Consider the following 26,481-nt stretch of genomic DNA (forward strand, 5'->3'; position numbering starts at 1 on the left):
CATGAGGCTCGAGCGTTCCATTCCGGCGGAGGCGCTCGACGCCATCCGCGCGCCGCTTCTGGCCGCCGGCGCGACCCTGACCGACGCGCCGGTGCTGCAGCCCCTGGGCCTGCTGCTGGACCTGACCGGCGAGGCCATGCGCTCGCGGCTGTTCGTCGTCTCCGGCGACGGCGGCGAGGAGGCCTGCCTGCGCCCGGACTTCACGGTCGCCGTGGCCCGCCAGCACTTCGAGAACGGCGCCCAGCCCGCGCGGCGTCGCTACGAGGGCAAGGCCTTCCGCGTCGCCCCGCGCGGCTCGGACCGGGCCGAGGAGTTCCTGCAACTGGGCGTCGAGGCCTTCGAGGCGGGCGACCCCGTGGCCGCCGACGCCGAGATCGCCGCCTTGGCCTGGGCGTCTTCCGCCGCTGGCGGACGATCGGACCTGTCGATGATCCTCGGCGACGTCTCGCTGTTCGCCGCCTTCGTCGACAGCCTGGACCTGGCGCCGCCCCTGGCCGCCCGGCTCAAGCGCGCCTTCGCCAAGCCGCGCCAGCTGAAGGCCGAGCTGGACGGCGACGTGGCCGCGCCCACCGGCGAGCAGTCGCGGATCGCGTCGCTGCTGGCCGGCCTGCCCGAGACCGAGGCCTCGGCGGTGCTGCAGGAGCTGTGGTCGCTGGCCGGGATCGAGCCCGTCGGCGGCCGCCGCCCGGCCGAGATCGCCCACCGCCTGGTCGAGCGCGCCGAGGCCGCCAAGGCCGGTCGTCTGGACGCGGAGCAGGCCGACAAGATCCGCGCCTTCCTCGCCGTCTCGGATCGTCCGGACGCGGCGCTGGACGCGATCACGGCGCTCGCCGGTCCCAACGACGGTAGCCTGAAGGCCGCCATCACCGGTTGGCGCGCGCGCCTGGCGGGCATGGTCGAGCGGGGCGTCCCGCTGGACCGGGTCACCCTGGCCGCCGCCTTCGGCCGGGCCTTCGGCTATTACGACGGCTACCTGTTCGAGGTGCATTCGGCCGCTCTTGGCCCCGAGCGGCCGCTGGCCGCTGGCGGCCGCTACGACGGCCTGCCCCTTAAGCTAGGAGTAGGCAAGCTGGGCGTCTCCACCAACACCGGCGCGGTGGGCTGCATGGTCCGTCCGGCGCGCGCCTATGCGGGAGGCGGCGAATGACTGCGACTCCAATGATCTTCGCCATCCCCTCGAAAGGCCGCCTGAAGGACCAGGTCGAGGCCTGGCTGGCCGACTGCGGCTTCCGGCTGGAGATGACCGGCGGCGCGCGCGGCTATTCGGCCGAGCTGGCCGGCCTGCCCGGCGTCTCGGTGCGGCTGCTGTCGGCGGGCGACATCGCCGCCGGCCTCGACAGCGGCGACCTGCACCTGGGCGTCACGGGCGAGGATCTGCTGCGCGAGCGCGGCGACGACATGGACAGCCGGGTCATGCTGCTGCGCGCCCTGGGCTTCGGCCGCGCCGACCTGGTGGTGACCGCGCCCAAGAGCTGGCTGGACGTCGACACCATGGCCGATATCGACGAGGTCGGGCACCTGCATCTGGCCAAGACCGGCCGCCGCCTGCGCGTGGCGACCAAGTACGTCACCCAGACCCGCGCCTTCTTCGCCCGCCACGGCGTCGCCGACTACCGCATCGTCGAGAGCAGCGGCGCCACCGAGGGGGCCCCGGCCGCCGGCGCGGCCGAGCTGGTGGTCGACATCACCACCACCGGCGCGACCCTGGCCGCCAACGGCCTGAAGATCCTGTCGGACGGCGTGATCCTCAAGAGCCAGGCCCAGCTGACCGCCTCGCTGATCGCGGCGTGGTCGCCGTCGCAACTGGACAGCCTGAAGCGCCTGCTGGCCGTGGTCGAGGCCAAGGGCCGGGCCGGCAAGCTGGCCGCGCTGGTCTGGCCGGCCGAGCAGGACGCGGCGGGCCAGGCGGCCGTGGCCGCGTTCGTCGCCAAGGGCGGCTCGCGCCGGGCCAACGGCGCCCTTCTGGCCACCGGCGACCTGTTCGACGCCGCCGCCGCCCTGGCCGCCGCCGGGGTCGAGCCCGTCACCGTGTCGCGTCCGGACTATGTGTTCGAGTCGCGCTCGGCCGTGCTGGATCGCTTCACCGCCGCGCTCGGCTGTTGAGTTTTTGACGATATAGTCAAAATATAACATCGATTCACAAGGTAAAATCGACTTTCCGGTCCAAACTACGGCGCTCGCGTCAAAAATTCGGCCAAACCTTTGCGAAAAAGGGATTTGCCGCGTTGACACCGTCATGAATTTGACGTTTCTAGACGATGCAAGAGCGAAACGAGCCCAACAGAGAGCTCCCGTTCTTCGGCGTTTCGGGGAGGAAACGCCCGCCTAGATCGAATGATCGAGAAAATAGCCAGCCCGTCGCGATTATCCCCCGCGACGGGTTTGGTGTATCTGGGCCTTGGCTAAATCTTTTGACGAAAGGGTCAAAAAGTACCCCGGCCTAAAATCTCCCCCCAATGCTCCGACGGCCCTGGATGGCGGGACATTCCCGCCCAACGCGGAGGGCTCGTGTCTCGACCTGGGGAGACCGGGATCAGGGGTTCACCCCTTCGTGCGAACGCGCCATGGCGCGCTTGTAGGCGTCGCGGCCCGTGGTACGGGCGAGATAGGCCTGTTCGACCTCGCCCAGGGTGATCCCGCAGGTCCGTTGGCCCAGGTCCAGGGCGTAGGTCACCGAGATGTCGGCGGCCGTGAAAGCCTCGCCGGCCAGGTAGGGCGAGTCGGCGAGCCTCTGGCTGACCAGCCGCAGCCGCTTGTGGAACGACCGCAGACACCAGGTCGCGCCCCAGTTCTCGCGCTCGGTCTCGGGCGCGATGAAGCGGCTGACCACGACGGGCATCATCAGGGTCGCGAGGCCGGCTTCGCCCAGGTGCAGAAATTGCTGATAGGCGGGGAAGGTCGGATCCCGAGGCGCGGGCGCCAGCGGCGTCGGCCCGTAACGGGCCATCAGGTACTCCATGATCGCGATCGACTCGACCATGACGACGTCGCCGTCCTGGATCGCCGGGATGTAGTTGGCGGGGTTGATCGCCAGGAACTCGGGGTCCTGCTCGGGCGCCAGCATGTCCACCTGCCGCACGCGATAGGGCAGGCCCATCTCCTCCAGCACCCACACGACCCGCATCGATCGCGAAGTCTGTCCGCCCCAGACGGTGATCATGCGCGGGTCCTTTCCGGGGTGTGGGTGGCGATCGAACCTTATCCGACCGCGGGGCTCAAGCCATACGGGGCGACCTGAAGGTCGGCATGTCGGCAAGGCGCCGCTTTTGGACTCTGGCCCGCTTCGGACGGCCCCGCCGCGCCAGACTGCGCCAACGCTCGATCAGATCGGCATCGATCGCCAGTTCACCGTAAGCCCAAGCTTTGGACATTGATAACGCTTGATCCCCACTCTACACGCGGTTGAGCATCCGGGGGCGGCGATGAAACGGGCGAAATGGCTGTTGATGGTTGGCGCGCTGGCAACGACGCCGGCCTTGGCGCTCGCCGCGCCCGCGCCGAAGGCGGCGGATGCCGACGGCCAGGGCGTGCACCTGTCGCGCATGACCATGGGCTACAGCTATTTCAACAGGCCGGGAGCGAGCGTCCCTGAGCACAATGCGGACGTCCTGGCCTGCCTTTCGCAGGCGGTGACGACGCGCTCGTTCGACCAGGTCATCAACAACGGCGCCAATATGGGCATTGCAGGCATGCTCATCGGCGGCGCGATCGGCGACGCCTATTACCACGGCACGGTCGGCGCGGGTCTTGAGAACTGCATGGTCGTCCGGGGCTGGCGCGTCGTGAGTCTCGCAGACGCCGAGGGCAAGGCCCTGGCCGCCCTGCCGCCGGCGCCGCTGATGGACCGGCTCGCCCCCTGGATCGGCGCCGACGCGCCGCCCGGGACCGTTGTCCGCATCTGGAACAACGACGCCGCCAACGCGGCGATCCCGCGCTTTTCCATCCGACCGGCGCACCAGAACGACGGCCCGCTGAGCCTGAAGGCGGTGAACGGCCAGACCCTCGACCAGGCCACAGGCCCCAACTTCGTGCCGCCGCAGCGGGTCAAGGCTGACAAGACCTTTCCCAGCAAGCCCGTGAAGCCCGCAGAGATCGCGGCGGTGACGCCTCAGGCCGGGATCGTGCTGGTCCGCGTGTCGAACGGCGGCATGCGCAATGGGGCCGGTCTGAGCTTCGCGCGCGTGGGTCCAGATCCGGGGACTCCGCCTTCGACCTTGGATCGTCGACCCGATATTGTGAGCGTCAACGCCAACGGCAAGTTCGTCGCCATGCCGGTCGCGCCCGGTCGCTGGCGGATGAGCAGCCTGGGCTACATGCCGGTGCTGAGCCTTTGCCTGGGTTCGCCCTCCGTCGAGGTCAGGGCGGGTGAGATCGTCTATCTGGGTAGTTTCGACCTGGGCGCGGCGGCGATAGGCCCTGATCTGGATCTGGCGCCCGTGCAGGCCTACCTGGCCGGCCAACCGGCCGCATCGAGCGTCAGGCCTGCCGCCTATACGAACGGCAGCACCTCGATCTGCACCGATCCGGGGATGTACGCCCTGGAGGTCCCTGGCGCGCCGTTCGAGGCGGGCTACAGGTTCGGCGGGGCGCGCCTTGCGGCCGCAAGCCCGATCCGTGCGCCGACAGTCGCCGCTTGGCCTGCGCCGGCTCCAACCGCGCCGGCTCCACTCACGCCGGCCGCCAGACAGACGCCGCGCGCGCCGGTCTCGCCACCGCCCAGGCCCCCGTCCGATCCCGAACCGCGTCCGTCACAGTCAATAACGAGATCGGTCGCGACTGCCCCCGAGGGCCTTGTCGGCTTTGCTCCGCCCAAGGGGCCTCCGCCCAAGGGGCCGACGCTGGCGGGCAACCAGATCGACGGACGGGGGCTGCTGACGCGCGAGGGCCAGACCCGGACCTGCGCTGGTGGCAAGGCTTGGATCATTCCCGCCTCCGGCAAGGCGGACGCGTTCCTGCAGCAGGCCTTCGGCCCATCACGCAGCGGTCTGATTCTGACGACGCGGTGGGAAGGCTTACCGTTCGATGGCCAGCCGCAGGCCACGACCTGCGACGTCCAGGGCCGATTCCAGTTCTCCGGACTGCCCGATGGCGCTTACCATCTCGCCGTGGTCGTCAGCTGGGAACTCCCGTCCCAGCAGGGTGCCTACCTGGAGCAGCGGGGCGGGACCATCGTCGCTCCGGTCATGCTGTCCGGCGGCGGTGTCAGGTCCGTCATCATCGCCAACTGAAGGGATGAGCGCCGAGCGCTCGCCACCCTCCTCAGAAGTCCAGCGTGGCTGCTATCGTCAGCGGCAGCGCCCCCTCACAACCCTAGTCACACGCCGCGCAGTGCGAGTCGTTGTGCCGGCGGCGCCAGTTGGCCAGGTGCGCGCCGGCCAGCAGCAGGCCGCCCAGCACGGTCAGCGCGCGCTCGTCGGCGGCGACCGGAAACTCCAGGGCGCCGGCGATCATCAGGGCCAGACCCAGGACCGCCGCGGTCGCCAGCGGCCAGGAGCGCGGCCGGCGCGTGGACAGGTCGACGAACGACAGCGCCGCGACCGGCGCGGCGACCAGCACGAAGGCCACGTGCACCCACTCGGCCCGCGCCCACAGGCCCAGCACCGGCAGCAGCAGGGCCAGCGCCGGCAAGGCCAGGCAGTGGACCAGGCACAGGGCCGACAGGCCGACGGCGGAGGCGTCGAGGGCCTTGGCGAGGGTGGGGGTCATGAAGGCGTTCCTGATCTACGCGTCGCGGGACATTCAGACGCGGCCTCCGCCGACACCCGGTCCTGCCCGATGCCTCCTATCTAGTAGTGATATAATATAACACAAGGCCGAGCGGCCCTGGCGGAACGGGCGCGCCGAAAGACCGTTGTGGTGAAGGTTCGCGGCGCATCGGCGCCAACCGGAACCGGTTGACTGGGGTTGAGCCTATGGCTGGCGCGTTCAGAGACCGCTATCTCGATCTTCTGTGCTCGATCTACATCTACAACGAGCACCGCGGTTACACGGCGATCGACCGCATGCTGTGGGCGGTCCGTTCGAGCTGGCCGGACGATCACAGGCTGATCGATCTGATCGAGAAGCACCGCGCCGACGAGCGCAAGCACTACATGATGTTCCGGCGCTGGTTCGAGCGGCGGGGCGTCATGCCGCTGAACGTGGATCGCGCCTGCGGCCACATCGACCGCTTCGTCGAGATCATGTTCAGGTCGCCGATCGACGCGCTGGACCCCGCGCTGATCGGCCGCGAGGATCTGTTCGAACGCCTCTGCCGGATCATCTCCCTCACCGAGAAGCGCGGCTACCGGCAGGTCGAGGTGCTGCTTCGCAACCCCTGGGTCCTCGGGGATGGGTCCCTGACCAAGATCTTCCGTGTGATCGAACAGGACGAACCCAGCCACTGGGCGCCCTATGACGGCTGGCTCGCGGACCATGGCCGACGCCAGGCGAACGGCTACGAGCGCGCGGTCGACGGGTTCATCCACGGCGAGTTGCTGGCCGTGAAACTGCCGCTGCTGTTCCTGTCGCCGCGCCTGGCCCGCCGGACGACCTGGCCGGACGCGCATGACGATGAGCGGCTGTCCGGGCCGCCGGTCCCGACCCTCGTCCGAACCCTCAGTCCTCGTTGACCACCGAGGTCAGGGTGCGGCCCTGGCGGGCCTCGAAGCGCTCATGGGCCAGGTCGATCATGGCCTTCAGCGCGCTGAGGAAGTGGGTCTGGTCAATAATCAGCCGACAGCGTTCTCGCTGCGGGCCGCGCCAGGCGTCCAGGGTCGCGGGCGTGTCGATCAGCGTCGCCAGGCGGGCGAAATAGTCGTCGGGGTCCTGGGCGCGATGCTCGGGCGGGGCCATGGAGGCGACGTCGCCGTCCTTGGTGGTCAGCAGCACCGCGCCCGCCGTCAGGGCGATCATGGCGCTGTTGCCGCCGCCCTGGCGGAACGGGTTGGCGAACACGTCGACCGTGGTCATCAGCCGGGCCAGTTCCAGGTCCTGGTAGATGTAGCGGAACTGATCGCCGAGGATCGCCTGGCAGGCGTCCAGCAGATTGTCGGGCAGGCCGCCGACCACCAGCCAGATGCAGTTGGGACGGTCGCGCAGGATCTTCTCCATCCCGGTGACGAAGGTCTCGTCCAGATCGACCGCCAGGCGGTTGCCGACCGTGGCGATGACGAAGGCGTCCTGCGGCAGGTGGACCTCGGCGCGGGAACGCGGGGCGGGCGGACCCTCGTCGTAGAACGGCCCCGACAGGCTCTGAACATAGTTGCGGATGAAGCTGGCCGGCGCGCCCCGGCGCTTCCAGATCGGCGCCATGTGCTGGGGCTCGTGGAAGTACCAGAAGACGTCGGCGTACTGCGGCGGCGGCTCGTCGCCGCAGGTGAACATCACCGTCGGGCCCAGGCGGCTGGCGATGGTGATCTGCGGGGCCATGATCGGCTCGCACCAGAAGTGATAGGTGCACGGTCCCTTGCGGATCGTGTCGACCAGGTAGTCGGGGTGTTCGACCGTCGAGATCAGCCGCACGCCGCGCTCGGGCGGGATGTGGCCCAGGCGCTCGTCGATATAGGCCTGCATATTGTCCTTGATATCGCCGCCATGGTGCAGGTCGATCCGCTCGACCGTCGGGTCCATGGCCAGGGCGGCGACATAGTCGATCGCGCCGCGCGAGGGCGAGTGAAACGGGCCGGCCAGGTCGCCGGCGAAGACCACGTGGGCGCGCCGGACGGCGCCGAGCGGAATGTCGCGCGGCGGCAGGATCAGGGCGTCGGCGCCGTTCAGGTGCAGGCGCCGCGCCAGGGCCGCGACCCGGGCCGCGTGGCCATCGCCCAGATGCGGGCCGCGCCACCAGGCGATCGAGCCGAGGTCGGAGATCACCTGCAGGATGAAGTCGGCCGGGTATTTGCCGCTTTCCAGCAGGTTGATCACCCTCTCGGCGAAGGTATAGTCGTTGACGCCGTCCAGGGCGTCTTCGCCGAGCATGATGTCCCAACGCTCGGCGATGATCTGGATCGAAGGCAGGTACCGCTCCTGGGCGCCTTCCTGAAGGAAATCGAACAGAGCCATCAGGGCAGGTCCTCTTGCTGGGTCATCGCCGTTAGGATCGCGTGCAGGCGCGCGACGCGGGTCTCGCCGGGCGAGAACACCCGGTCGGCGGAGGTCAGGTCATAGTGGGGGCTGACGCGGGCGCAGATCGCGTGATCCTCGTCGAAGATCTGGCGGTTGACCCGGGCGCTGGAGTCGAGGAACGCCGCGACGGCGGTCTCGTAGCCGGGCTTGATCTTGCCGGCCAGCTGGTCTTCCAGGGTCTGCGCGGGCGCGATCCCGACGAAGAGGAAGTCGCCGCACCAGGCGGTCTGGAAGCGGCGCAAGGCCACCTTGTCCAGGGCGCCGGGCGGGAAGGTCTTGGCCAAAGGCACGCGCACCTGGCCGCCGCGATAGCTCCAGCCGTGATAGGGGCAGACGGCCCGGCCGACGCCGTGGTCCTCGACGAAGAACCGCCCGCCGCGATGCGGGCAGACATTGTCGAAGGCGACGATCTGGCCCTCGTCATTGTGCAGCACGAGGTCGCCCAGGGCCCAGTCCAGGCGCAGGAAGGCGCCCGGCTCGGCCAGCTCGCCGCGGTGGGCGACGAGGCGCCAGAAGCCGTTCAGCAGGGTGGTGTCGAGAGGGCTCAAAGCCGCCTCGCCGGCGCCGCGTAGAGGGTCACCCCGTCCTCGCAGCCGCGCACCACGACCGCGCCCGCGCCGATCGTGCAGTCGGCCCCGATCGTCAGGCGCGGCAGCACCCGCGCGCCCGAGCCGAAGAACGAGCGCGGACCGACCGTGACGCCGCCGGTCAGGTCGACATAGCCGCTGAGGGTGACGAAGTCGCCGAGGCTGGCGTCGTGGCCCAGGCCCGAATGGGCGTTGATGGTGACGAGGTCGCCGGCCCGGCTGTCGGCCGAGACATCGGCGAACGGACCCACGACCACGCCGCGTCCGAGCCTGGCCGAGGCCGAGACCCAGGCGCGCGGATGCAGCAGGGTGGCGAAGGCGTCGGGGCCGCCCAACCGTCCGGCCAGGGCGACCTTGCCGGCCGGACCGGCGACCGCCATCACCAGGCGCTGGTTGGGGGCGAGCGTATAGGCCCTGGTGTCGCCCAGCTGCGGCAGGTCGCGGCCGAAGGCGGCCATCGGCCGGTCGCCGTCGTCCAGATAGCCGACGAAGCGGTCGCCCTCGGGCAGGCCGGGGGCGAACCAGTCGTGGATCTCGCGGGCGAAGGCCCCGCCGCCGACCAGCACATAGTCCGTCATCGCGCGCCTTCCCCTCAGCTGGCCAGGTAGCCGCCGTCGACGGCCCACACCGCGCCGGTCACCCAGCGGGCGGCGGGCGACAGCAGGAACACGGCGGCGCCCGCGACGTCGTCGGGTTGGCCGAAGCCCAGCGGGTGCTGGGCCTCATACGCGCTCATGCCGGCGTCGGAGAGGCCCCGGGCCAGGCGCGCGTGCATCTCGGTCTCGACCCCGCCGGCGGCGATGGCGTTGACGCGGATGGCCTTGGGGGCCAGCTCGCAGGCCAGGGAGCGGGTCAGGCCCTCGATCGCGGCCTTGGCGGCGGAATAGGCCATCATGCCGGCGCGACCGCGCTGGGCCGAGGCCGAGGACATCAGCACGATCGACGCGCCGGGCTTCATCACATTGGCCTTGCCGGCCGCGCGGCCGAGACCCAGGGCGCCGTGCACCGCCGCCCCGAACACGCCGTCGATCTGCTTGGACTTGGTCAGGCGGGCCGGCAGGACCAGCTCGCTGCCGGCCGAGTGGAAGACGCCGTCCAGGCCGCCGGCCTCCGTGGCGATGGCCGAGATGCGATCGGCGACCGCGTCGGCCTCGTTCAGCTCGGCGGCGAAGGCGGTGTGGCCGTCACCGGGGAGGGCCTCGAGGGTGGCGGCCAGACGCGCTTCGTCGCGGCCGGTGGCGATCACCCGGCCGCCGCACCGGGCGATCAGGGCGGCGGTGGCGCGGCCCAGCCCCGAGGAGGCGCCGGTGACCAGGATGGAGCGATCCTTCAGCGCGTCAGCCGAGAAGGTCATGCGGAGATCACCTCGGCGCAGGCCAGCGGCCCGAACTCGGCCAAGACCGCGCCCCACGACAGGCCGACGCCGAAGCCGACCAGCATCAGCGTCTCCGCCCCCGTGGTCAGGCGCTGGGCCATGTCGTCGGCCAGCAGCAGCGGAATGGTCGCCGAACTGGTGTTGCCATAGCGGTCGATATTGATCGGCAGGCGGTCGGTGTCCGTGGCGCCGATCTTCTTGCCGATATGGCGCAGCATGAAGCGGTTGGCCTGGTGCAGCAGATAGGCGTCGACCTTGTCGCCGGTCATGTCCGCGTCGGCCAGGGTGTCGGCCACCAGCCTGGGCACTTCGCGCAGGGTGAAGGTGAACACTTCGCCGCCGTCCATGTGCAGGCGGGTCGGATCGAGGGTGAAGGCGCGGTCGGGATCGACGGGGCGGAAGCCGCCCTGCGGCACCATCAGCGCGCCAGCCCCCGAGCCGTCGGAGCCCAGGCGGAAGCGCATCACCGGCGCGGTGGGATCGTGCTCGATGGCCGAGGCCGAGCCGGCGTCGCCGAACAGGACGGCCGTGCCGCGATCGTTGGGATCGACCAGGCGGCTCATGGTCTCGCCGGCCAGCAGCAGCACGCGCTTGCAGCCGGACTGGATCAGGCTGGCCGCCAGCCACAGGCCGTAGACATAGCCCGAACAGCCCAGATTGACGTCGAAGGCCTGGCAGTCAGCGGCCAGGCCCAGGCGGCCGTGCAGCAGGCAGGCGCTGGCTGGCAGCGGATGGTCCGGGGTCTGGGTGACGAAGATCACGGCGTCGACGCTGCCGGGGTCCCAGTCCAGCTTCTGGAGCAGATGCCGGGCGGCCGCGAAGCACAGGTCGGCGGTGGTCTGGTCCGGGGCGGACCAGTGGCGGGTCTCGACCCCGATCATCTTGACGACGTCGGCCACGGCCTGGTCGCCCAGGGTCTCGGCGATCACGGCGTTGGGCACTGGCGCGCCGGGTACGGCGCAGACCACGCCGCGCAGGGCGACGCCGGACAGGGCGTAGCCGCCCCGACGCGGACGCTCACCGGCGGCTGACGTGGCCGTGGTCATGATCAGGCCGCCTGGGCCTGGGGGATCAGGGCGACGATGTCGGCCACCGTCACGCATTCGGCCAGGGCCGAACCGTCCAGCAGCTCGCCGCGGATCTCGTCGACCAGGGCGATGGTCGAGACGATGGCCAGCGAGTCCCAGTTGTGGTTGGCCAGGACGGTGTCGGCGTTCACCTCGGCGGTGTCGGTCTCGAAGATCTCGGCCAGGCCGGCGTACAGTTCTTGCATAAGGGGCTCCTAGAGAAGGGCCTGGGCGGCGGCCCAGGAATAGCCGACGCCGAACCCGACCAGCAGGACGCGGCGCGGACGCCCGTCCCTGACCAGCGGTTCCAGCGCCATGGGAATGGTGGATGAGACGGTGTTGCCCCGGTCGCGCAGGGCCACCACGAAGCGGTCCTCGGGCACGGCCAGCTTGCGGCGCAGGCGGTCGAGGATGAAGGCGCTGGCCTGGTGCAGCACCACGGCGTCGTAGTCGTCCAGCGTGGCGCCGGCGCGGGCCAGCAGCTTGTCGATCGCCGCCGGAACCGCCCCCAGGGTGAAGGTCATGATCGCCGCGCCGTTCATGTAGAGATGGTCGGCCGAGCGCAGGTTGCCCGAGGCGTCCTCGGTGACGACGGCCGTCTGCGCCGTGCGCGGCTGGCGAAAGCCCCCGGCCGGGACGATCAGGTTCTCGGCCCCCGATCCGTCCGTGCCGAACACGAAGGGACCCAGGGCTGGCGTATCGGTCTCGACGGCTTCGATCAGGGTGGCGGCCGCGCCGTCGCCGAACAGGCTGCGCACGCCGCGGTCCATCGGATGGATCAGCTTGGAATAGGTGTCGGCGGTCAGCAGCAGCACGCGCCGCGCCTGGCCGCTGGCGATCAGGGCCTGGGCCATCGACAGGCCGTAGACGAAGCCCGAGCAGCCAAGGTTGAAATCCAGCGCGCCGATGTCCGTCCGCAGCCCCAGCCGCCGCTGCAGGATGCAGGCCGAGGTCGGCAGGATGTGATCCGGCGCCTGGGTGCAGAACAGCAGGTAGTCGATATCGCCGGGCGCGACGCGGCCCTGGGCGAACAACGCCTCGGCGGCGGCCTGCGCCAGGTCGACGGCGGTCTCGTCGGGGGCGGCGATATGGCGGGTCTGGACGCCGGTCTTGTCGAGAATCTTGTCGGCCGGCCAGCTGGGATACAGCGCGGCCAGGTCATCATTGCTCAGCACCTGCTCGGGCAGGTGGCTGGCGATCGCAACGATTTTTCCGCTCGTGCCCACGGGACGCAGACGCTCCTCAACCGACGGCTGAGACTAGGGTTCCAAGTTCTAAAGACCGGTTAACCATAAGGTCCGGCCGCTGCGGCGCGGCGTCGCAGCGGATGGCTTTCAGGCGTTCAGGCGAGCGCTTCGGCGAGCGCCAGGGCGACGCGATTGACTTGGTCCAGGTCCATGTCGGCGAAATAGGGCAGGCCCAGGGACGCGGCCGCCAGGCGGGCGGTGACCGGCAGCGGATCGGCCGGGCAGGACGCGAAGGCCCGGCTGGTGTGGCAGCCCGCGCCCCACCAGCGGCGGGTGTCGACGCCCTGCGCGCGCAGCGCAGCCTCGACGGCGTCGGCGGACCCGGCGGGCAGTTCGACCACGCAGGTGCTGGACACCCACTCCGGGCCCCAGCCGGGCTGGAAGACGACCGACGGCGTGTGCAGCAGGGCCATGCGCAGGCGCTGGGCGGTGGCGGCGTAGGCCGTGCGGGTCGAGGCCCACTGATCCAGGGCGGCCAGGCCGACCGCGCAGGTATATTCGCTGAGCTTGGCGTTGTTGGCTGGGAACCGCGCCTCGCGGTCGCCCATGAAGCCAAAGCTGGTCAGGCCCCGGAAGCGGGCGATGAAGGCTGGGTCTTCGGAAGCGATGAAGCCGCCCTCGCCGACGCCCAGCGACTTGGTGGCGTGCAGGCTGACCATGGTCGGGACCGGGGCGGCGCTGACGCTGTCGAACGAAGCGGCCGCGTCGATGACGACCGGCAGGCCGGTGTCTTCCCGCAGCCTGGTCCACGGCGCGGGATCCAGCGGCCGGCCGAACGAAGCCACCGGGATCACCGCCGAGACGGGGCCGGGCGCGTGCGCCAGGCGCTCGCGGACATGGTCGGCGTCCAGCACGCCGGTGACGGGATCGACGTCGACGAACCAGGGCACGAGACCCGCCTGGATCGCGGCATGGGCCGTGGCGACGAAGGTCCAGGCCGGCATGAGGCACAGGCCGCCCGGCTTGGCGTTCAGGGCCAGCAGGGCCAGGGTCAGGGCCTGGGTGCCGTTGGCGGCGGTGCAGGCCAGGGTCGGACGCGTGAACCGCGCCGCCAGGCGGGCTTCCAGCTCGATCAGCAGCGGGCCGAAATTGGAATACCAGCGCTTGGCGTCGATCCGCTGAAGATACGGCAGGATCGCCTCGGCCGACGGCATGAACGGCCGCGCTACCGGGACGGGGGCGTCCTGCGGTGATGGAGCGCCAGGGCCCGAGGCCTCAACGGCCGAGAGGAGAGCGGACGAATGCACGAAAGCGGATCGCTCAAGGTTGCCGGAATGGCCGAGTAAGCGCCTCGATGGTTAACCGAGAATTGCGGGGGCGGGGCGCGGAGGTGCGACCGACTGACGCCGCCGGCCGCTACGGAACGAACACCTCGGCGGTGTCCATTCGCACGGTGCGCAGGGCGCGGGTGGCCGCGTCGACCGCCCGGTCGGCCTCCGGACGGAAGCTCAGCAGCAGGGAGCGCCGCCGCGCGCCGACGCGGTTTCGGGTGGCCCCGTGCGGCAGGTCGGCGTCGAACACCAGGATATCCCCCGCCTCGCCGGCCAGGGTCCGCGCCAGGGACTCATCCAGCGCGCCGTGGTCGAGAGGACGCGGGACCACGCGGGTCGCGCCGTTGTCCGGACCATAGGCGTCCAGGAAGATCAGGGCGGCGACGCAGCGCTTGCCCAGGCCATCGCGGTGCAGGGGCTGGTGGCCGGCGCCGGGCAGGGGCTCGCGGCCCTCGACCTGGCTGAAATAGAATGGGCCGCCCACCAGCCGCCCGGCCGCCGCCAGCAGGGCCGGCGCGCGGCACGTCCGCCGCACCAGGGGATCGAGATCGACCAGGGCGTGGCGCCAGCCCGGCCCCTTGGGCGCGCCCCACTGGTCCGGGGTTCCGACGCCGGCGTCGAACGCGTCGCGCAGGCCCTGGCGCCAGGCCTCGGGTACGGCGCCGCGCAGCAGCAGATAGCCGTCGCGATCGAGGGCGGCCGTCTGCTCCGTCGCCAGCGGCTCGACCTGGGTGGGCGACAGGGGGGCGGTCATCGGCGCCTTTAAAGTTCCCGCAGCCAGGACAGCAGCTTGTCGACCTCGGACTGGCCGGCGACCTCGACCGGGCGGCGGCCGTCCTGGCCGAAGCTGCGGGCCTCGCCCGGGCGCATGTCGAAGCGGGCGCGGAAGGCGCGGCTGAAATGGGCCTCGGACTGGAAGCCGTGGGCATAGGCGATCTCGGCCAGCGAGGCCGCGGGGGGCGCATGCTGGGCGATGGCGCTGAAGGCGCGGTCGAGGCGACGTTGCTGGATGTAGCCCGCGACGCCGTGCTTGCCGTCGAACAGGCGGTAGAGCGTCCGGCGCGAGACGCCCAGATGCGCGCCGACGGCGGTCGGGGTCAGGTCGCGGCTGTCCAGTTGGGCGTCGATATAGCGGCGGGCGATGGCGAACAGCCGGCCCTCGACGGGACCGTGCTGGGCCGGATCGAGGCCGGTCCGGCCGCCGATCAGGCCGGCGGCCAGGGCGCAGGCCGCGTCGGCGGCGGCCGCCGCCTCGTTCGGGGTCAGTTCGGGCGCGGCCCGGGCCAGACCCTCCAGGTGGGCGACCAGCAGCCGGGCAATGGCGGCGCCGTCGGGAAAGACCAGCCCGTGAGCGTCGCGGCCGCCCGTCGCCGCGTCCAGCCGCTCGCGGGCCAGGCTCAGCTCGATCATCTCGCCGTCGCTCTCGGTCAGGCTGAAGGGACGGCCCATGTCCAGCATGCGGATCGCGCCGGGGCCGCCGTCGATCTCGCGTCCGTCGCAATCGCCCTGGAATGTCCCGGACAGCTGCAGGATCACCTGCACGGAGTCGACCCCGTCCAGCCGGGCCAGGGCGCGCGTGCGGGTCAGGATGCGGGCCGATGACCGGCGGCGGGCGACCACGGCCGGGCCCAGGTGATAGCCCCGCAGATGATCATGGAAGACCATGTCGTCGGGCAGCGCCACGTCGAGCAGCGGCGCCATGCCGGACCGGTAGCGCTCCGCCCCCTGATGACCGGACAGCATCCACTCCACGCGCTGCGCGGAGGTCTCGGACGGCGCGTCGGTCTCGTGGCGCGCGGCGGGTCCGGGACACGGCGTTGGAACTGAAAATATCGCCATAGTTGTCTCGAATATATCGCACAACCGACAGATTGGCACGCTGGTGCAAGATTAGTGGCACGTTCAGTCAAAGACGCCAATGTGTTTTCGCGGCCAAAATGGCGACGGCTGGGCAAAAGTCTCAGACGTGCTTTGACTATGGCAAGAACATCACGCGCGCTAGAAAGCGAAATGGCGGGCGGGAACGGAAAGCCGGATGTCGAAATCACGACACATGGGTGGGAAGAGCTAAGGACGTTCGGAGTCACGAACAACAAATACGTTGCCTATCCGGTCTCTGAGTTAAATATTCGCCAATTAAGTGTGGTGAATGTCTTGGGTTGCGTTAGTCGCCAACGGCGAAAACCCAGGGTTGAACAGTGCATCGGCCAGGAGATTCGTGGAGCCGAGTGAATATTGTTCTTGGGGCAAGCGCGTTTAGTAAGCGCCCGCGAGAATCTTCGCCATCCAGGACAGCCCGATAGTTTCAAGGCGCCACGCCGCGCGCCTGTTCAAATTTGGGGTTGATCCATGGCGCATGTAAACACCAACGGTGACGGCACCGACAACGCTCCGCAACGGGCCGGTGGCGCGGCCTTGACGGGTCAGCTCTGGGTGTTCACCGAAGGCGGCGATTCCGACACCCGCCTGTACCGGATCAACAGCGACGGAACCAGCCAGACCACCGTCGCCAGCAACGGCGTGGGCGGTGCGGGCGACGACCAGTTCAGCTCGTCGTTCACGTCCGACATCGGCGTCGATACGGCGGCGGGCTTCTACTTCGCGGTGATCGGCAGCCAGATCAACGACAACGCCGTCCTGGTGCGCGGCCAGATCGGCAGCGCCGCGGCCCCGACGGCCGTCGTGACCCTCCCGACCGCCGCCATCGTCAACACGATCGAGGTCGATGCGGTCAACCGGAAGATCTATGTCGGCTCCCAGGACGGAGCCGGCACGCCGGACGGCGCCATCACCGGAATCCGCGTCTACAGCTACGACGCGGCCGGCGTGGTGACGGATAATGGTTTCCTGACCACGGCGGCGAGCGACAACCGCGCCGATGAAGGCGGCTTCTCCGTCCTCGATCCGCAGGACATGGCGCTCGATTCCTCGATCGGCCGACTGTTCTATACCGAGCGTGTCGATGGCCTGGCGGCGGGCGTCTTCCGTCTCGATCTGTCGAACCCGAACGTCCATACCCAATTGGTCGCCCAGTCGCAGTTCCCGGACGGCAGCACCTATTTCGGCGATATCGAGGTCGATGAGAGCACCGACCTCGTCTACTTCGTGACCCACTCCCAGAACCCGTCCGGCGGCGGCAACTACACGGCCTCCGAGAACGCGCTCTGGTACATCAGCGAGAACGCCTCCAACGGCACGGCGACGCAGGTGACCCTGGTCGGCATGCCGGGCGGCAATACCTTCTATCCCGGCGACATGACGTTCGATCCGAACCTGCGCCAGCTCTATATCGAGAGCGAGGAAACCGACGGTTCGCACACGGACGACGTCATCTACGTCTTCCAGCTGGACGGCGCGGGTACGACGGCCACCCTGATCGACAGCCTCTCGCCGGGCTTCACCCACACCGGCGCCAATATCGAAGGCCTGACCTTCGCGCAGCTGCCGGTGCTGAGCGGCCTGAGCGGCACGGGCGTGGCGGCCGTCGAACAGGCGGCGACCAAGACCACGCTGCTGACCGGCGCGCCGACCGTCGCCGACAGCGACGGGGGCTACCTGACCAGCGCCACGGTGCGGATCACCGGCGGCACGTTCGCGACCGGCGAGACCAGCGCCGCCGACGATCACCTGGGCTACGGATCATCGGGCCAGATCACCGGCACGATCGCCACCACCAACATCACCGTGTCGTGGAACGCGGCGACCGAGACCCTGACCTTGTCGGGCTACGACACCCTGGCTCACTACCAGACGGCCCTGGCCGGCGTCAGCTACTGGGCCACGGGCGACAACCCGACCAACCACGGCGCCAACACCAGCCGCACCATCACCTGGACGCTGAATGACGGCACGCCCGACATGGCCGGGTCGACGGTCAACACCGGCACGACCACGCTCAACATCAGCGGCGCCAACGACGCGCCCGTCAACAGCGCGGTCACCAGCGCCACGGGCGCCGAAAGCGCGAACATCGCCATCACCGGCCTGCAGATCAGCGACGTCGACGCCCTGGCGTCGCAGACCATGACGATGACGCTCGGCGTGTCGAACGGCGTGCTCACCCTGCGGACCAATGTCGCCAACGGCCTGACCGCGGGCGGCATTACCGGCAATGGCACGGCCAGCGTCACGATCACCGGCACGCAGGCGGCGATCAACAACACCCTGGCGGCGTCGAACGGCCTCGTTTATCTCGGCGACAATGGCTTCAGCGGGACGGACTCCCTGTCCGTCGTCACCAGCGATGGCGGCGGCTCCGGCGCGGACGGCGTCAAGAGCGACAGCGACAGCTACGCGATCACCGTCCTCGGCGTGAACGACGCCCCGACCGTGGGTGGCGACGGCACGGAAACCCTGGCGGCGACCGCCGAGGATGTCGCCAATGCGGCCCTGACCAACACGGTCTCGTCCCTGTTCGGCGGCCAGTACAGCGACACCGATTCGGACGCCTTCGCCGGCGTCGCCATCGTCGCCAACGGCTCCGCCGGCGGCGCGGGCCAGTGGCAGTACTGGAACGGCGCGACCTGGGTGAACGTCGGCGCGGCCTCGGGCGCGGCGTCGGTGCTGCTGGCCGCCTCGACGGCGATCCGCTTCGCGCCGGCCGTCGACTTCAACGGCGCGGCCCCGACCCTGACGGCGCGGGTCGTGGACGCCAGCGGCGGCGCGCTGACCAACGGCGCGATCGTCGACACCACCACCAGCGGCGGCTCGACGGTCTACAGCGCCGGAACGGTGGTGCTGGACCACGGCGTCACGGCGGTCAACGACGCGCCGGTCACCACCGGCGGCGCGACCGTCACCCTGACCAGCATCGGCGAGGACTCCGCGCCCGGCGCGGGCCAGACGGTGAGCTCGCTGTTCAGCGGCCACTTCTCGGACGCCAAGGACACGGTGTCGGGCGGCAGCTCGGCCAACGCCTTCGCGGGCGTGGCGGTGACGGCCAACACGGCTTCCGCGGCCCAGGGGGTCTACCAGTACTATGACGGCGCGGTCTGGCATGACCTGCCGGCCGTCTCGACCGCCTCGGCCTTGATCCTCGACGCCGGCGCCCTGGTGCGCTTCGCGCCGGCGGCCGACTATGCGGGCTCGCCGCCCAGCCTGACCGTCCACATGATCGAGGACTCGGCGGGCGCGGTGACCACCGGCGCGACCGCCGACCTGACCGTCACGGGCGGCTCGACCCAGTACGGCGCGGCCATGACGCTGGGCGTCACGGTCACCGCGACCAACGACGCTCCGATCCCGACCGGCTCGGCCACCTTGGCGGCCGTCGACGAAGACACCGCCGCGCCTGCCGGCCAGAGCGTTTCGACGATCTTCGGCGCGCACTTCACCGATATCGACGGCGGCGACACCCTGGCCGGCGTCGCCATTACCGGCAACGCCGCCACCAGCGAAGGCGTCTGGCAGTATTTCAACGGCGCCTGGGTCACGATCGGCGCGCCCACCGAGAGCGCCGCCCTGGCGCTGGCGGCCGGCACGCTGGTCCGCTTCCTGCCCGCCGCCGACTACAACGGGACGACGCCGGCCCTGACCGCCTATCTGATCGACAGCTCGGGCGGCGCGGTGACGGCCGGCGCGCTCCTGGACGTCAGCGTCAACGGCGGTCAGACCCGCTTCAGCGACACCAGCCTGACCCTGACCACCACCATCACGGCGGCCAACGACACCCCCGTCGTGCCGGCCACGGCCACCGCGGTCGGCGCGACCGAGCAGACGGCGGCGACGCTGCTGGGCTCGCTGGCCGTGTCCGACCTGGAGCTGGACGCCCGCAACGGCGGCAATGGCGACTACGGCGGCGCCAGCTTCACGGTGCAGCGCGCCTCCGCCAACCCCGCCGACAGCTTCGCCTTCGCCAGCGGGGGGGCGTTCACGGTCTCCGGCGGCGACCTGCAGGTCGGCGGGCTGACCTTCGCCACGTTCACCAATAGCGGCGGCGCGCTGACGATCAGCTTCACCAGCTCGGGCGCATCGGCCACCACGGCGCGGGTCAATGACGTCATCAACCATATCACCTACACCAATGGCAGCGACGCGCCGCCGCCCAGCGTGACGCTCAACTATCTGCTCGATGACGGCTCGCCCGGCGGCGGTCAGGGCTCTGGTCCCACGTCCCAGGCCGGCGGCGCGGTGATCGTCAACATCACCGCCGTCAACGACCTCCCGACCGGCGCGGTCACGATCACCGGCGCGACGACCGAGGGCCAGGTGCTGACGGTCAACACCGCGGCCCTGACCGACGGCGATGGCCTGGGGACGCTGCACTATCAGTGGCAAAGGTCCAATGGCGCCGGCTACGACGATGTCGGGACCGACGCGACGACCTACACCCTGGGCGACACGGACGTCGGCAAGGCGATCCGCGTGGTGGTCAGCTACACCGACGCCAAGGGCGCGGCCGAGACGGTCAATGGCGTCGCGACCGCCAACATCGCCGGGGTCAATGATCCGCACACCGGCGGGGCGTCGATCACGGGGACGGCGACCGAGGACCAGGTCCTGACCGCGGTCTCGACCCTGGCCGACGGCGATGGCCTGGGGACGCTGCACTACGACTGGCGGCGCGACACGGGCGGCGGCTATGTCAGCATCGGCGCGGCCGACCAGGCGACCTATACGCTGGGCGACGCCGACGTCGGCGCCACGGTCCAGGTGGTGGTCAGCTACACCGACGGACAGGGCTTCTCGGAGTCGGCGACCAGCGCCGCCACCGCGACGGTCGCCAACGTCAACGACCTCCCGACCGGCGCGGTGGTGATCGCCGGCGCGGCGGTCGATGGGCAGACCTTGACGGCCAGCAACACCCTGGCCGACGCCGATGGCGTCGGCGCCATCCACTACCAGTGGAAGGCGGGCGGGGCCGACATCGTCGGCGCGACGAACGCCACGCTCGTGCTCACCGGCGCCGACGTCGGCAAGGCGATCAGTGTCTCGGCCAGCTACACCGATGGTCACGGGGCGGCCGAGTCCGTCGCCTCGACGACGGTCACTGTCGGCAGCAGCACGCCGCCGTCGACCACGACCGGTACGGTGATCGACGGCGCGCCGGTGGAGGTGACCAAGACCGCCAACGCCGATGGCTCGGTGACCCAGACGACGGTCATCGCGCCGGTCACGCCCTCGGCCACCGACCAGACCGCCGACATTCCGCTATTTACCGAGAACGGCCAGTCGCTGTTGTCGGTGTCGGCGCCGGTGGGCTTCAGCATGACCGTCACCGGCAGCGACAAGCCGGAAACAGCGGGAAGCTCTTTGAGCAACCTGATCACGGCTATCGTGGCCGCGGGCGGAAACAACAGCCAGACCGGGGCCGGCGGCGATTTCCTTTCCAGCCTGACCAGCGACTCGCGCATCCTGGTGCAGTCGGTGACCCCGACCGTGTCGCCGGGAGCCCCGTCGGACACCCCCCTCACCTTCGACGGCGGCCCGACCACGGACGGCGTCATGACGGCCCTGGTGCTCGACGTCACCAAGCTGCCGTCCGGCACGGTCATCAATCTCAACAACATCGACTTCGTGACCATCGTCGGGGCGGTCAAGGTCGGCGGCGGCGACGGATCCCAGGTGGTCTTCGGCGACAACCAAAGCCAGTACATCGTGCTGGGCGCCGATGACGACATCCTGCACGGCGGCGGCGGCGACGACACCGTCGGATCGAAGGGCGGTAACGACAAGCTCTATGGCGACGCCGGCGACGACACGCTGTTCGGCGGCGACGGCAACGACCTGATGGACGGCGGCGTGGGCAATGACACCGTGCTGATGGGCGGCAACCTCAAGGACTACATCTTCACCCACAACGGCGCGGGCCTGCTGGCCACAAGCTTCGAGGGCGACGACACCATCCTCGGTGTCGAGACGCTGAAGATGGTCGACGGCTCGACGGTCACCGACCTGAACAAGCTGGTGGCCGGGACGACGTCGGTGGCGGTGATGACCTACGCGTTCTTCACCGGCAAGACGCCGACGGCGGCGGGGCTGACGTACCTGCTGCACGCGGCGGACACCGTCAACGCCAGCGACCTGAGCGACGCCTACTATCAGAAGTTCAATGCCGATAACCGCTACATCAACTTCGCGGTCAACCTGGCCTCGCCCCAGGGCCAGGCCCATGACTGGTTCGAGACCAACTATGGCGCGCTGAACGTCGAGCAGACCCTGACCAAGGCCTACAAGGAGATCTTCGGGGTCACCCTGACGAACGACAAGGTCCAGCACCTGCTCTACGATCAGGTCGGCCAGGGCATGACCCGCCTGCACTATTTCGAGCTTTTCGCGGGCTCGGCGGAGGGCGCCAAGGCCGGGATCATCGGCTGGCTGCTGGCCGCGGCGGTGCTGGAGAACACCGGGCGCTACGCGGCGGCCAACACCGCCTTCCTCAACGACTTCGCCGACGGCGACGCCAAGCTCAATGTCGACCTTGTGGGCGTCTACGGCGACGGCCACGCCTGGGGGACGTTCGGCTGACGATCCGCGCCCGCGCGGCCTCGGCCGCGCGGCGTGAGGTTCAGGGTCCAGGGGGCCGCCGGGTGACCGGCGGCCCCTTTTGCCTTTCCAGGCGCCCCGCGGGCTGGACGCCGATGCGGCCCGGCGAGGCCGCTGCCCTTTCGTCGTACGCTGATCGCGCCTGGTCGATTTGACCGTCCCACTCGTCGCAAGGGAGTCCCGCACGCGCCGATTGCATGGCTCTGCGAGGGCAGGCGGCCCCCACCGCCCCCCTTTCATCCCCAAGACAGTGAGGCACACGTGGCGGTTTTCACGGGCGGCGACGCCGACGATATCATCCAGGGTACGGCCAGCGCCGACCAGCTCAGCGGCGGCAAGGGCAATGACCAGCTCAGCGGCCTGGCCGGCAACGACCAGATCTGGGGCGGCGACGGCGCGGACACCCTGCTGGGCGACGACGGCGACGACTATCTGTACGCCGGCGGGACCAACGACTCCGACGCCTTCGCCGACATCCTGAGCGGCGGCGCCGGCTATGACCGCCTGTACGGCGGGATCGGCGACCGCTTCGACGGCGGGACCAACCCGGCGGACCAGGGCGACTTCGCCTATGTGAACCTGCAGGCCATCAACCAGTCGGTGATCCTGGACGCCGGCGCGGCCGGGGTGCAGCAGATCGCCGGCGGCGGCGGCATCGTCAATGTCGAGGCGGTCGAGATCTGGACCGGCAGGTTCGCCGACCGGATCAAGGGCGGCGAGGGCGCCGACAAGATCCACGCCGGCGACGGCCACGACGCGGTCTATGGCGGCGGCGGCCAGGATTTCCTGTACGGCGACCTCGGCAACGACGTGCTGCGCGGCCAGGGCGGCTTCGACAATCTGTCCGGCGGCGGCGGTCACGATCGCCTGATCGGCGGCGACGGCAATGACACGCTCTTCGGAGACCAGGACGCCGTCTCGCTGAACACCGATGGCGACGACCAGCTGGACGGCGGCGCGGGCGACGATTTCCTCTACGCCAACGACGGCAATGACATCCTGATCGGCGGGACCGGCAATGACGAATTGTGGGGCGGCAGGGGCGCCGACCGCTTCGCCTTCTCCGGCGCGGGCCAGGGCGCCGACAAGATCCGCGACTTCTCGGCCGCCGACGGCGACCGCTTCGACCTGGACGGCAAGGCGTTCACGGCCATGGCCAGCGACGGCGCCGGCGGTACGACCCTGACCTGGGACGGCGGGTCGATCCGCGTCGAGAAGGTCACGGGCCTGAGCCTGGCGCAATGGAACGATCTGGTGGTCAAGGGCGCCAACACCCTGGTGCGGCTGACCAACGCTTTCGACAATATCCAGCGCTACAGCCCCGCCAGCGACGCCGACCGCGCCTATGTCCAGGGACTGACCGACAAGGTCGTCAGTGGGCAGATGACCGAGGCGGTCGCGCTGAAGGCCATCGTCAACCTGGCCGACAGCACCGCCGGCGTGGCCAATCTGAGCTACCAGTTCTTCACCGGCCACACGCCGGGCGAAGGCGGCATGGACTTTCTGCTGTCGCCGGTCGGTCCGAACCCGACCAATCTGAACAGCGACTACTACGCCCAGTTCAACACCGTGAACCGCTTCATCAACTTCGCGGTCAATCTGGGCAAGAACGGCGAGGGCAAGGACGCCTTCGCGGCCAAGTACGGGGCGATGAGCCTCTTCGACGCGACCAAGGAAGCTTATCACATGATCTTCGGCAATACGCCGACGGACGAGAAGGTCCACACCCTGATCGACACCCGCGTCGACTACCTGGCCTATTACGGCAATGACGGTCCCAACGGCATCGGGACCAAGGCGGCGATGGTCGGCTTCCTGCTCGCGGCGGCGGCCACCGAGGACGTCGGCCAGTTCGCCAATGCCCACAACGCCTACCTGACCGACGTCTCGGACGGGGCGACCTTCGCCATCGACCTGGTCGGCCAGTACGGCAAGCCGGAATACAATCTCTAGGCTGGGACCTCTCCGGCCGTCCCGAAGACGGGTCACAGAAAAGGGCCGCCGGTCGATCCGGCGGCCCTTCCCTTGGTCAGTGATCCGTAGGCGGACCTACCAGATCTTCACGCGGTCCGCCGGGGCGACGTACAGCTTGTCGCCCGGCTTGACGTCGAAGGCGGCGTACCAGCCCGGCTGGTTCCGGACCGTGCCGTTGACGCGGTAGACGGCCGGCGAGTGCGGGTCGCTGGCGATCTGCTGCTTCAGCGCGTCATCGCGCGACTTCTGGCGCCACACCTGGGCCCAGCCCAGATAGACGCGCTGGTCGCCGGTGAAGCCGTCCAGGACCGGCGAGGGCTTGCCCTGCAGCGACACGTGGTAGGCGTCCAGGCCAAAGCCCAGGCCCGACAGGTCGCCGATGTTCTCGCCCATGGTCAGGTCGCCGTTGACGTGCATGCCCGGGAAGGGCTCGAACGCCGAATATTGAGCGCCCAGCTTGTTCTTCTGCACGTCGAACTTGGCGGCGTCCTCCGCCGTCCACCAGTCGCGCAGCACGCCGTCGCCGTCGGACTTGCGGCCCTGGTCGTCGAAGCCGTGGCCGATCTCGTGGCCGATCACGCCGCCGATGCCGCCGTAGTTGACGGCCGGATCCGCGTCCGGATGGAAGAACGGGGCCTGCAGGATGGCGGCCGGGAACACGATCTCGTTGTTGACCGAGTTGTAGTAGGCGTTGACCGTCTGCGGGGTCATGCCCCACTCGGTCTTGTCGACCGGCTGGTTCAGGCGCTCGACGTCGTGGCGATAGTCCCAGGCGGCCTCGCGCAGGGCGTTGCCATAGGCGTCGCCTTCCTTGATCTCCAGCTTGGAATAGTCGCGCCACTTGTCGGGATAGCCGATCTTGACGGTGAACTTGGCCAGCTTGTCCTGAGCCTTGGCCTTGGTCTCGGCGCCCATCCAGTCCGACGCCTCGATGCGGGTCTTCAGCACGGTGCGGATGTCGCCGACCAGGGCGACCATCTTGGCCTTCGAGGCCGGCGGGAAGTAGGCGGCGACATATTCCTTGCCGACCGCTTCACCCAGCAGGCCGTTGACCTGGGCGACGCCGCGCTTCCAGCGCGGGCGCTGCTCGGGCTGGCCCGACAGGGTCTTGTTGCGGAACTCGAAGCTGGCGTCGACGAAGCGCTTGGACAGCATCGGCGCCGCGCCGTCGATCACCTTGAACGCCTGCCAGGCCTTCAGGGTCTCGATCGGGGTGTCGGCATAGATCTTGGCGTATTTCGGGAACGAGGTGTTGGTCGTCACGATGACGCGGCCGATCTTCGGCAGTTCCGTGCCGACCAGGTAGCGGTTCCAGTCGTAGCCCGGGGTCTGGGCCTGCAGTTCGGCCAGGGTGGCCGGATTGTAGGTCTTGTCGCGGTTGCGACGCTCGACCCGGCTCCACGAGGCCTCGGCCAGCTTGGTCTCGAAATCGACAATGGCCTTGGCGTTCTGCGCCGGCTTTTCCCAGCCGCCCAGGGTCAGCATCTTCTCGACATAGGCCAGATAGGCCGTCTTCTTGTCGGCGAACTTGGCGTCCAGATAGTAGTCGCGGTCGGGCAGGCTGAGGCCGCCGGTCGCGGCGTAGACGGCGTAGGCGTTCGGGCTCTTGGCGTCGGTCGAGACGCCCAGGCCGATCAGGGCCGAATAGGGCGTGGTCGAGCTCTTGCCCATCAGGGCGGTGAACTCGTCCTTGGTCTTGACCTTCTGCACGCCGGCCAGCCACGGCTTGATCGGCGCGGCGTCGAGCTTCTCGATGGCGGCTTCGTCCATGAACGCGCGGTAGGCGGCGCCGATCTTGGCCTTGTCGCCGGTGGCGGCCTTGTCGGCGGCCGCGGCCTCGATCAGGGCCTTGGTGCGGGCTTCCGACAGTTCCGCCAGCTTGTCGAAATTGCCGTAGCGGGTGCGGTCCGACGGGATCACCGTCCTGGCGTCCCAGGCGCCGTTGGCGAACTTGTAGAAGTCGTCGCCCGGCCTCACCGAGGTGTCCATGCCCGAGAGGTCGAAACCCCAGGTCCCGTAGCGCGGCGACTCCAGCGAGGTGACGTCGCCCGAGGCCACGCCCTCGGCGAGCGCCGGGAGAAGCGATTGCACCGTGCAGGCGTCGTTGACGCAGGGGTGCTCCTCATGGGCTTGCGCCCCGAAGGCCGACAGAGACAACGCCGCGATCGCCGCGGCGCCGAACCAAACTCGTTTCATGGAAAGTCGCATCCGTTGGTGTGAGCTGGAGCGTGGCAGCCGAAAGTGTGAGCGGTTTCGGCGGCCGCCACGCTCCAAGTATTTGAGGCAGAGCCTGTTTATCCGTTTCCGATTTTCATCGGAACCGGACAGGCTCTGGCGGCAATCTGCACGGACGCGGAATATTTGCTCCCT

General features: G+C 69.5%; 19 protein-coding genes. 6 read left to right on the plus strand and 13 right to left on the minus strand.

All coding sequences use genetic code 11. From position 1 onward, the window contains the following. Position 1 precedes the first annotated feature (1 nt). A complete protein-coding gene (locus tag AC1RJ9_RS04295) occupies positions 2 to 1,147 on the plus strand; it encodes an ATP phosphoribosyltransferase regulatory subunit (protein ID WP_492836279.1) in 1,146 nt (381 codons plus the stop codon). Beyond that, on the plus strand, positions 1,144 to 2,103 hold the full coding sequence (gene hisG, locus AC1RJ9_RS04300) for an ATP phosphoribosyltransferase (protein ID WP_492836281.1): 960 nt from the start codon (positions 1,144 to 1,146) through the stop codon (positions 2,101 to 2,103). Before AC1RJ9_RS04295 ends, hisG begins: the two co-directional genes overlap by 4 nt. Positions 2,104 to 2,533: 430 nt before the next feature. Here hisG and AC1RJ9_RS04305 read toward each other — a convergent pair whose 3' ends face one another. Further along, positions 2,534 to 3,160, minus strand: coding sequence for a glutathione S-transferase family protein (locus AC1RJ9_RS04305; RefSeq protein WP_492836283.1), 627 nt, complete (start codon positions 3,158 to 3,160; stop codon positions 2,534 to 2,536). A gap of 262 nt (positions 3,161 to 3,422) precedes the next feature. Here AC1RJ9_RS04305 and AC1RJ9_RS04310 point away from each other — a divergent pair, with 262 nt between their 5' ends. Beyond that, complete coding sequence (locus tag AC1RJ9_RS04310; RefSeq protein ID WP_492836285.1) at positions 3,423 to 5,228, plus strand: hypothetical protein; 1,806 nt, start codon at positions 3,423 to 3,425, stop codon at positions 5,226 to 5,228. Positions 5,229 to 5,310: 82 nt separating this feature from the next. Here AC1RJ9_RS04310 and AC1RJ9_RS04315 read toward each other — a convergent pair whose 3' ends face one another. Beyond that, positions 5,311 to 5,706: a MerC domain-containing protein gene (locus AC1RJ9_RS04315; RefSeq protein WP_492836287.1), complete on the minus strand. Its 396-nt coding sequence runs from the start codon at positions 5,704 to 5,706 to the stop codon at positions 5,311 to 5,313. Between the two features lie 206 nt (positions 5,707 to 5,912). On the opposite strand from AC1RJ9_RS04315, the gene AC1RJ9_RS04320 reads away from it, so the two are divergent. Then, entirely contained in the window at positions 5,913 to 6,611 is a 699-nt protein-coding gene (locus AC1RJ9_RS04320) for a ferritin-like domain-containing protein (protein ID WP_492836289.1), read from the plus strand. On the opposite strand, the gene AC1RJ9_RS04325 is transcribed toward AC1RJ9_RS04320, so the two are convergent. From AC1RJ9_RS04325 to AC1RJ9_RS04370, 10 genes are all read right to left on the minus strand, one after another. Continuing rightward, positions 6,598 to 8,043 carry a glycosyltransferase family protein gene (locus tag AC1RJ9_RS04325; RefSeq protein WP_492836291.1) on the minus strand — a complete coding sequence of 482 codons (1,446 nt, stop codon included), beginning with the start codon at positions 8,041 to 8,043 and terminating at the stop codon, positions 6,598 to 6,600. The genes AC1RJ9_RS04320 and AC1RJ9_RS04325 overlap by 14 nt on opposite strands. Next, positions 8,043 to 8,654, minus strand: a complete 612-nt coding sequence (locus AC1RJ9_RS04330) for a Rieske (2Fe-2S) protein (protein WP_492836293.1) — start codon at positions 8,652 to 8,654, stop codon at positions 8,043 to 8,045. Before AC1RJ9_RS04330 ends, AC1RJ9_RS04325 begins: the two co-directional genes overlap by 1 nt. Beyond that, complete coding sequence (locus AC1RJ9_RS04335) at positions 8,651 to 9,271, minus strand: LbetaH domain-containing protein (protein ID WP_492836295.1); 621 nt, start codon at positions 9,269 to 9,271, stop codon at positions 8,651 to 8,653. The genes AC1RJ9_RS04330 and AC1RJ9_RS04335 overlap by 4 nt, the downstream gene beginning before the upstream one ends. 14 nt (positions 9,272 to 9,285) lie before the next feature. Further along, the gene (locus AC1RJ9_RS04340; RefSeq protein ID WP_492836297.1) at positions 9,286 to 10,047 is read right to left on the minus strand and encodes an SDR family NAD(P)-dependent oxidoreductase; all 762 of its coding nucleotides are present in this window, start codon (positions 10,045 to 10,047) and stop codon (positions 9,286 to 9,288) included. After that, on the minus strand, positions 10,044 to 11,114 hold the full coding sequence (locus AC1RJ9_RS04345) for a 3-oxoacyl-ACP synthase III family protein (protein WP_492836299.1): 1,071 nt from the start codon (positions 11,112 to 11,114) through the stop codon (positions 10,044 to 10,046). The genes AC1RJ9_RS04340 and AC1RJ9_RS04345 overlap by 4 nt, the downstream gene beginning before the upstream one ends. A 2-nt stretch (positions 11,115 to 11,116) precedes the next feature. After that, complete coding sequence (locus tag AC1RJ9_RS04350) at positions 11,117 to 11,341, minus strand: phosphopantetheine-binding protein (protein ID WP_492836301.1); 225 nt, start codon at positions 11,339 to 11,341, stop codon at positions 11,117 to 11,119. Between the two features lie 9 nt (positions 11,342 to 11,350). Further along, a complete protein-coding gene (locus tag AC1RJ9_RS04355; protein WP_492836303.1) occupies positions 11,351 to 12,361 on the minus strand; it encodes a ketoacyl-ACP synthase III in 1,011 nt (336 codons plus the stop codon). 116 nt (positions 12,362 to 12,477) lie between these two features. Beyond that, positions 12,478 to 13,536, minus strand: a complete 1,059-nt coding sequence (locus AC1RJ9_RS04360; RefSeq protein ID WP_492836305.1) for a DegT/DnrJ/EryC1/StrS family aminotransferase — start codon at positions 13,534 to 13,536, stop codon at positions 12,478 to 12,480. Positions 13,537 to 13,738: 202 nt separating this feature from the next. Further along, complete coding sequence (locus AC1RJ9_RS04365; protein WP_492836307.1) at positions 13,739 to 14,407, minus strand: phytanoyl-CoA dioxygenase family protein; 669 nt, start codon at positions 14,405 to 14,407, stop codon at positions 13,739 to 13,741. Between the two features lie 8 nt (positions 14,408 to 14,415). Continuing rightward, on the minus strand, positions 14,416 to 15,396 hold the full coding sequence (locus tag AC1RJ9_RS04370; RefSeq protein ID WP_492836309.1) for a helix-turn-helix domain-containing protein: 981 nt from the start codon (positions 15,394 to 15,396) through the stop codon (positions 14,416 to 14,418). A gap of 606 nt (positions 15,397 to 16,002) precedes the next feature. Here AC1RJ9_RS04370 and AC1RJ9_RS04375 point away from each other — a divergent pair. Beyond that, on the plus strand, positions 16,003 to 22,119 hold the full coding sequence (locus AC1RJ9_RS04375) for a hemolysin-type calcium-binding protein (protein WP_492836311.1): 6,117 nt from the start codon (positions 16,003 to 16,005) through the stop codon (positions 22,117 to 22,119). 279 nt (positions 22,120 to 22,398) lie between these two features. Beyond that, complete coding sequence (locus tag AC1RJ9_RS04380) at positions 22,399 to 24,090, plus strand: calcium-binding protein (protein ID WP_492836313.1); 1,692 nt, start codon at positions 22,399 to 22,401, stop codon at positions 24,088 to 24,090. A gap of 96 nt (positions 24,091 to 24,186) precedes the next feature. On the opposite strand, the gene AC1RJ9_RS04385 is transcribed toward AC1RJ9_RS04380, so the two are convergent. Continuing rightward, positions 24,187 to 26,307 (minus strand): M13 family metallopeptidase, encoded by a 2,121-nt coding sequence (locus AC1RJ9_RS04385; RefSeq protein WP_492836315.1) that lies wholly within the window; start codon positions 26,305 to 26,307, stop codon positions 24,187 to 24,189. Between the last annotated feature and the right edge of the window lie 174 nt (positions 26,308 to 26,481).

Source organism: Caulobacter sp. GW822-FHT07D08 (assembly GCF_058798735.1).

Excerpts from the sequence above, each read along its gene's own strand:
- hisG (WP_492836281.1), top strand. The coding sequence starts at position 1,144 with ATGACTGCGACTCCAATGATCTTCGCCATCCCCTCGAAAGGCCGCCTG.
- AC1RJ9_RS04315 (WP_492836287.1), bottom strand. The coding sequence starts at position 5,706 with ATGACCCCCACCCTCGCCAAGGCCCTCGACGCCTCCGCCGTCGGCCTG.
- AC1RJ9_RS04325 (WP_492836291.1), bottom strand. The coding sequence starts at position 8,043 with ATGGCTCTGTTCGATTTCCTTCAGGAAGGCGCCCAGGAGCGGTACCTG.
- AC1RJ9_RS04335 (WP_492836295.1), bottom strand. The coding sequence starts at position 9,271 with ATGACGGACTATGTGCTGGTCGGCGGCGGGGCCTTCGCCCGCGAGATC.
- AC1RJ9_RS04340 (WP_492836297.1), bottom strand. The coding sequence starts at position 10,047 with ATGACCTTCTCGGCTGACGCGCTGAAGGATCGCTCCATCCTGGTCACC.
- AC1RJ9_RS04345 (WP_492836299.1), bottom strand. The coding sequence starts at position 11,114 with ATGACCACGGCCACGTCAGCCGCCGGTGAGCGTCCGCGTCGGGGCGGC.
- AC1RJ9_RS04365 (WP_492836307.1), bottom strand. The coding sequence starts at position 14,407 with ATGACCGCCCCCCTGTCGCCCACCCAGGTCGAGCCGCTGGCGACGGAG.
- AC1RJ9_RS04320 (WP_492836289.1), top strand. The coding sequence starts at position 5,913 with ATGGCTGGCGCGTTCAGAGACCGCTATCTCGATCTTCTGTGCTCGATC.
- AC1RJ9_RS04360 (WP_492836305.1), bottom strand. The coding sequence starts at position 13,536 with ATGCCGTCGGCCGAGGCGATCCTGCCGTATCTTCAGCGGATCGACGCC.
- AC1RJ9_RS04295 (WP_492836279.1), top strand. The coding sequence starts at position 2 with ATGAGGCTCGAGCGTTCCATTCCGGCGGAGGCGCTCGACGCCATCCGC.
- AC1RJ9_RS04370 (WP_492836309.1), bottom strand. The coding sequence starts at position 15,396 with ATGCTGTCCGGTCATCAGGGGGCGGAGCGCTACCGGTCCGGCATGGCG.
- AC1RJ9_RS04310 (WP_492836285.1), top strand. The coding sequence starts at position 3,423 with ATGAAACGGGCGAAATGGCTGTTGATGGTTGGCGCGCTGGCAACGACG.
- AC1RJ9_RS04375 (WP_492836311.1), top strand. The coding sequence starts at position 16,003 with ATGGCGCATGTAAACACCAACGGTGACGGCACCGACAACGCTCCGCAA.
- AC1RJ9_RS04385 (WP_492836315.1), bottom strand. The coding sequence starts at position 26,307 with ATGAAACGAGTTTGGTTCGGCGCCGCGGCGATCGCGGCGTTGTCTCTG.
- AC1RJ9_RS04350 (WP_492836301.1), bottom strand. The coding sequence starts at position 11,341 with ATGCAAGAACTGTACGCCGGCCTGGCCGAGATCTTCGAGACCGACACC.
- AC1RJ9_RS04305 (WP_492836283.1), bottom strand. The coding sequence starts at position 3,160 with ATGATCACCGTCTGGGGCGGACAGACTTCGCGATCGATGCGGGTCGTG.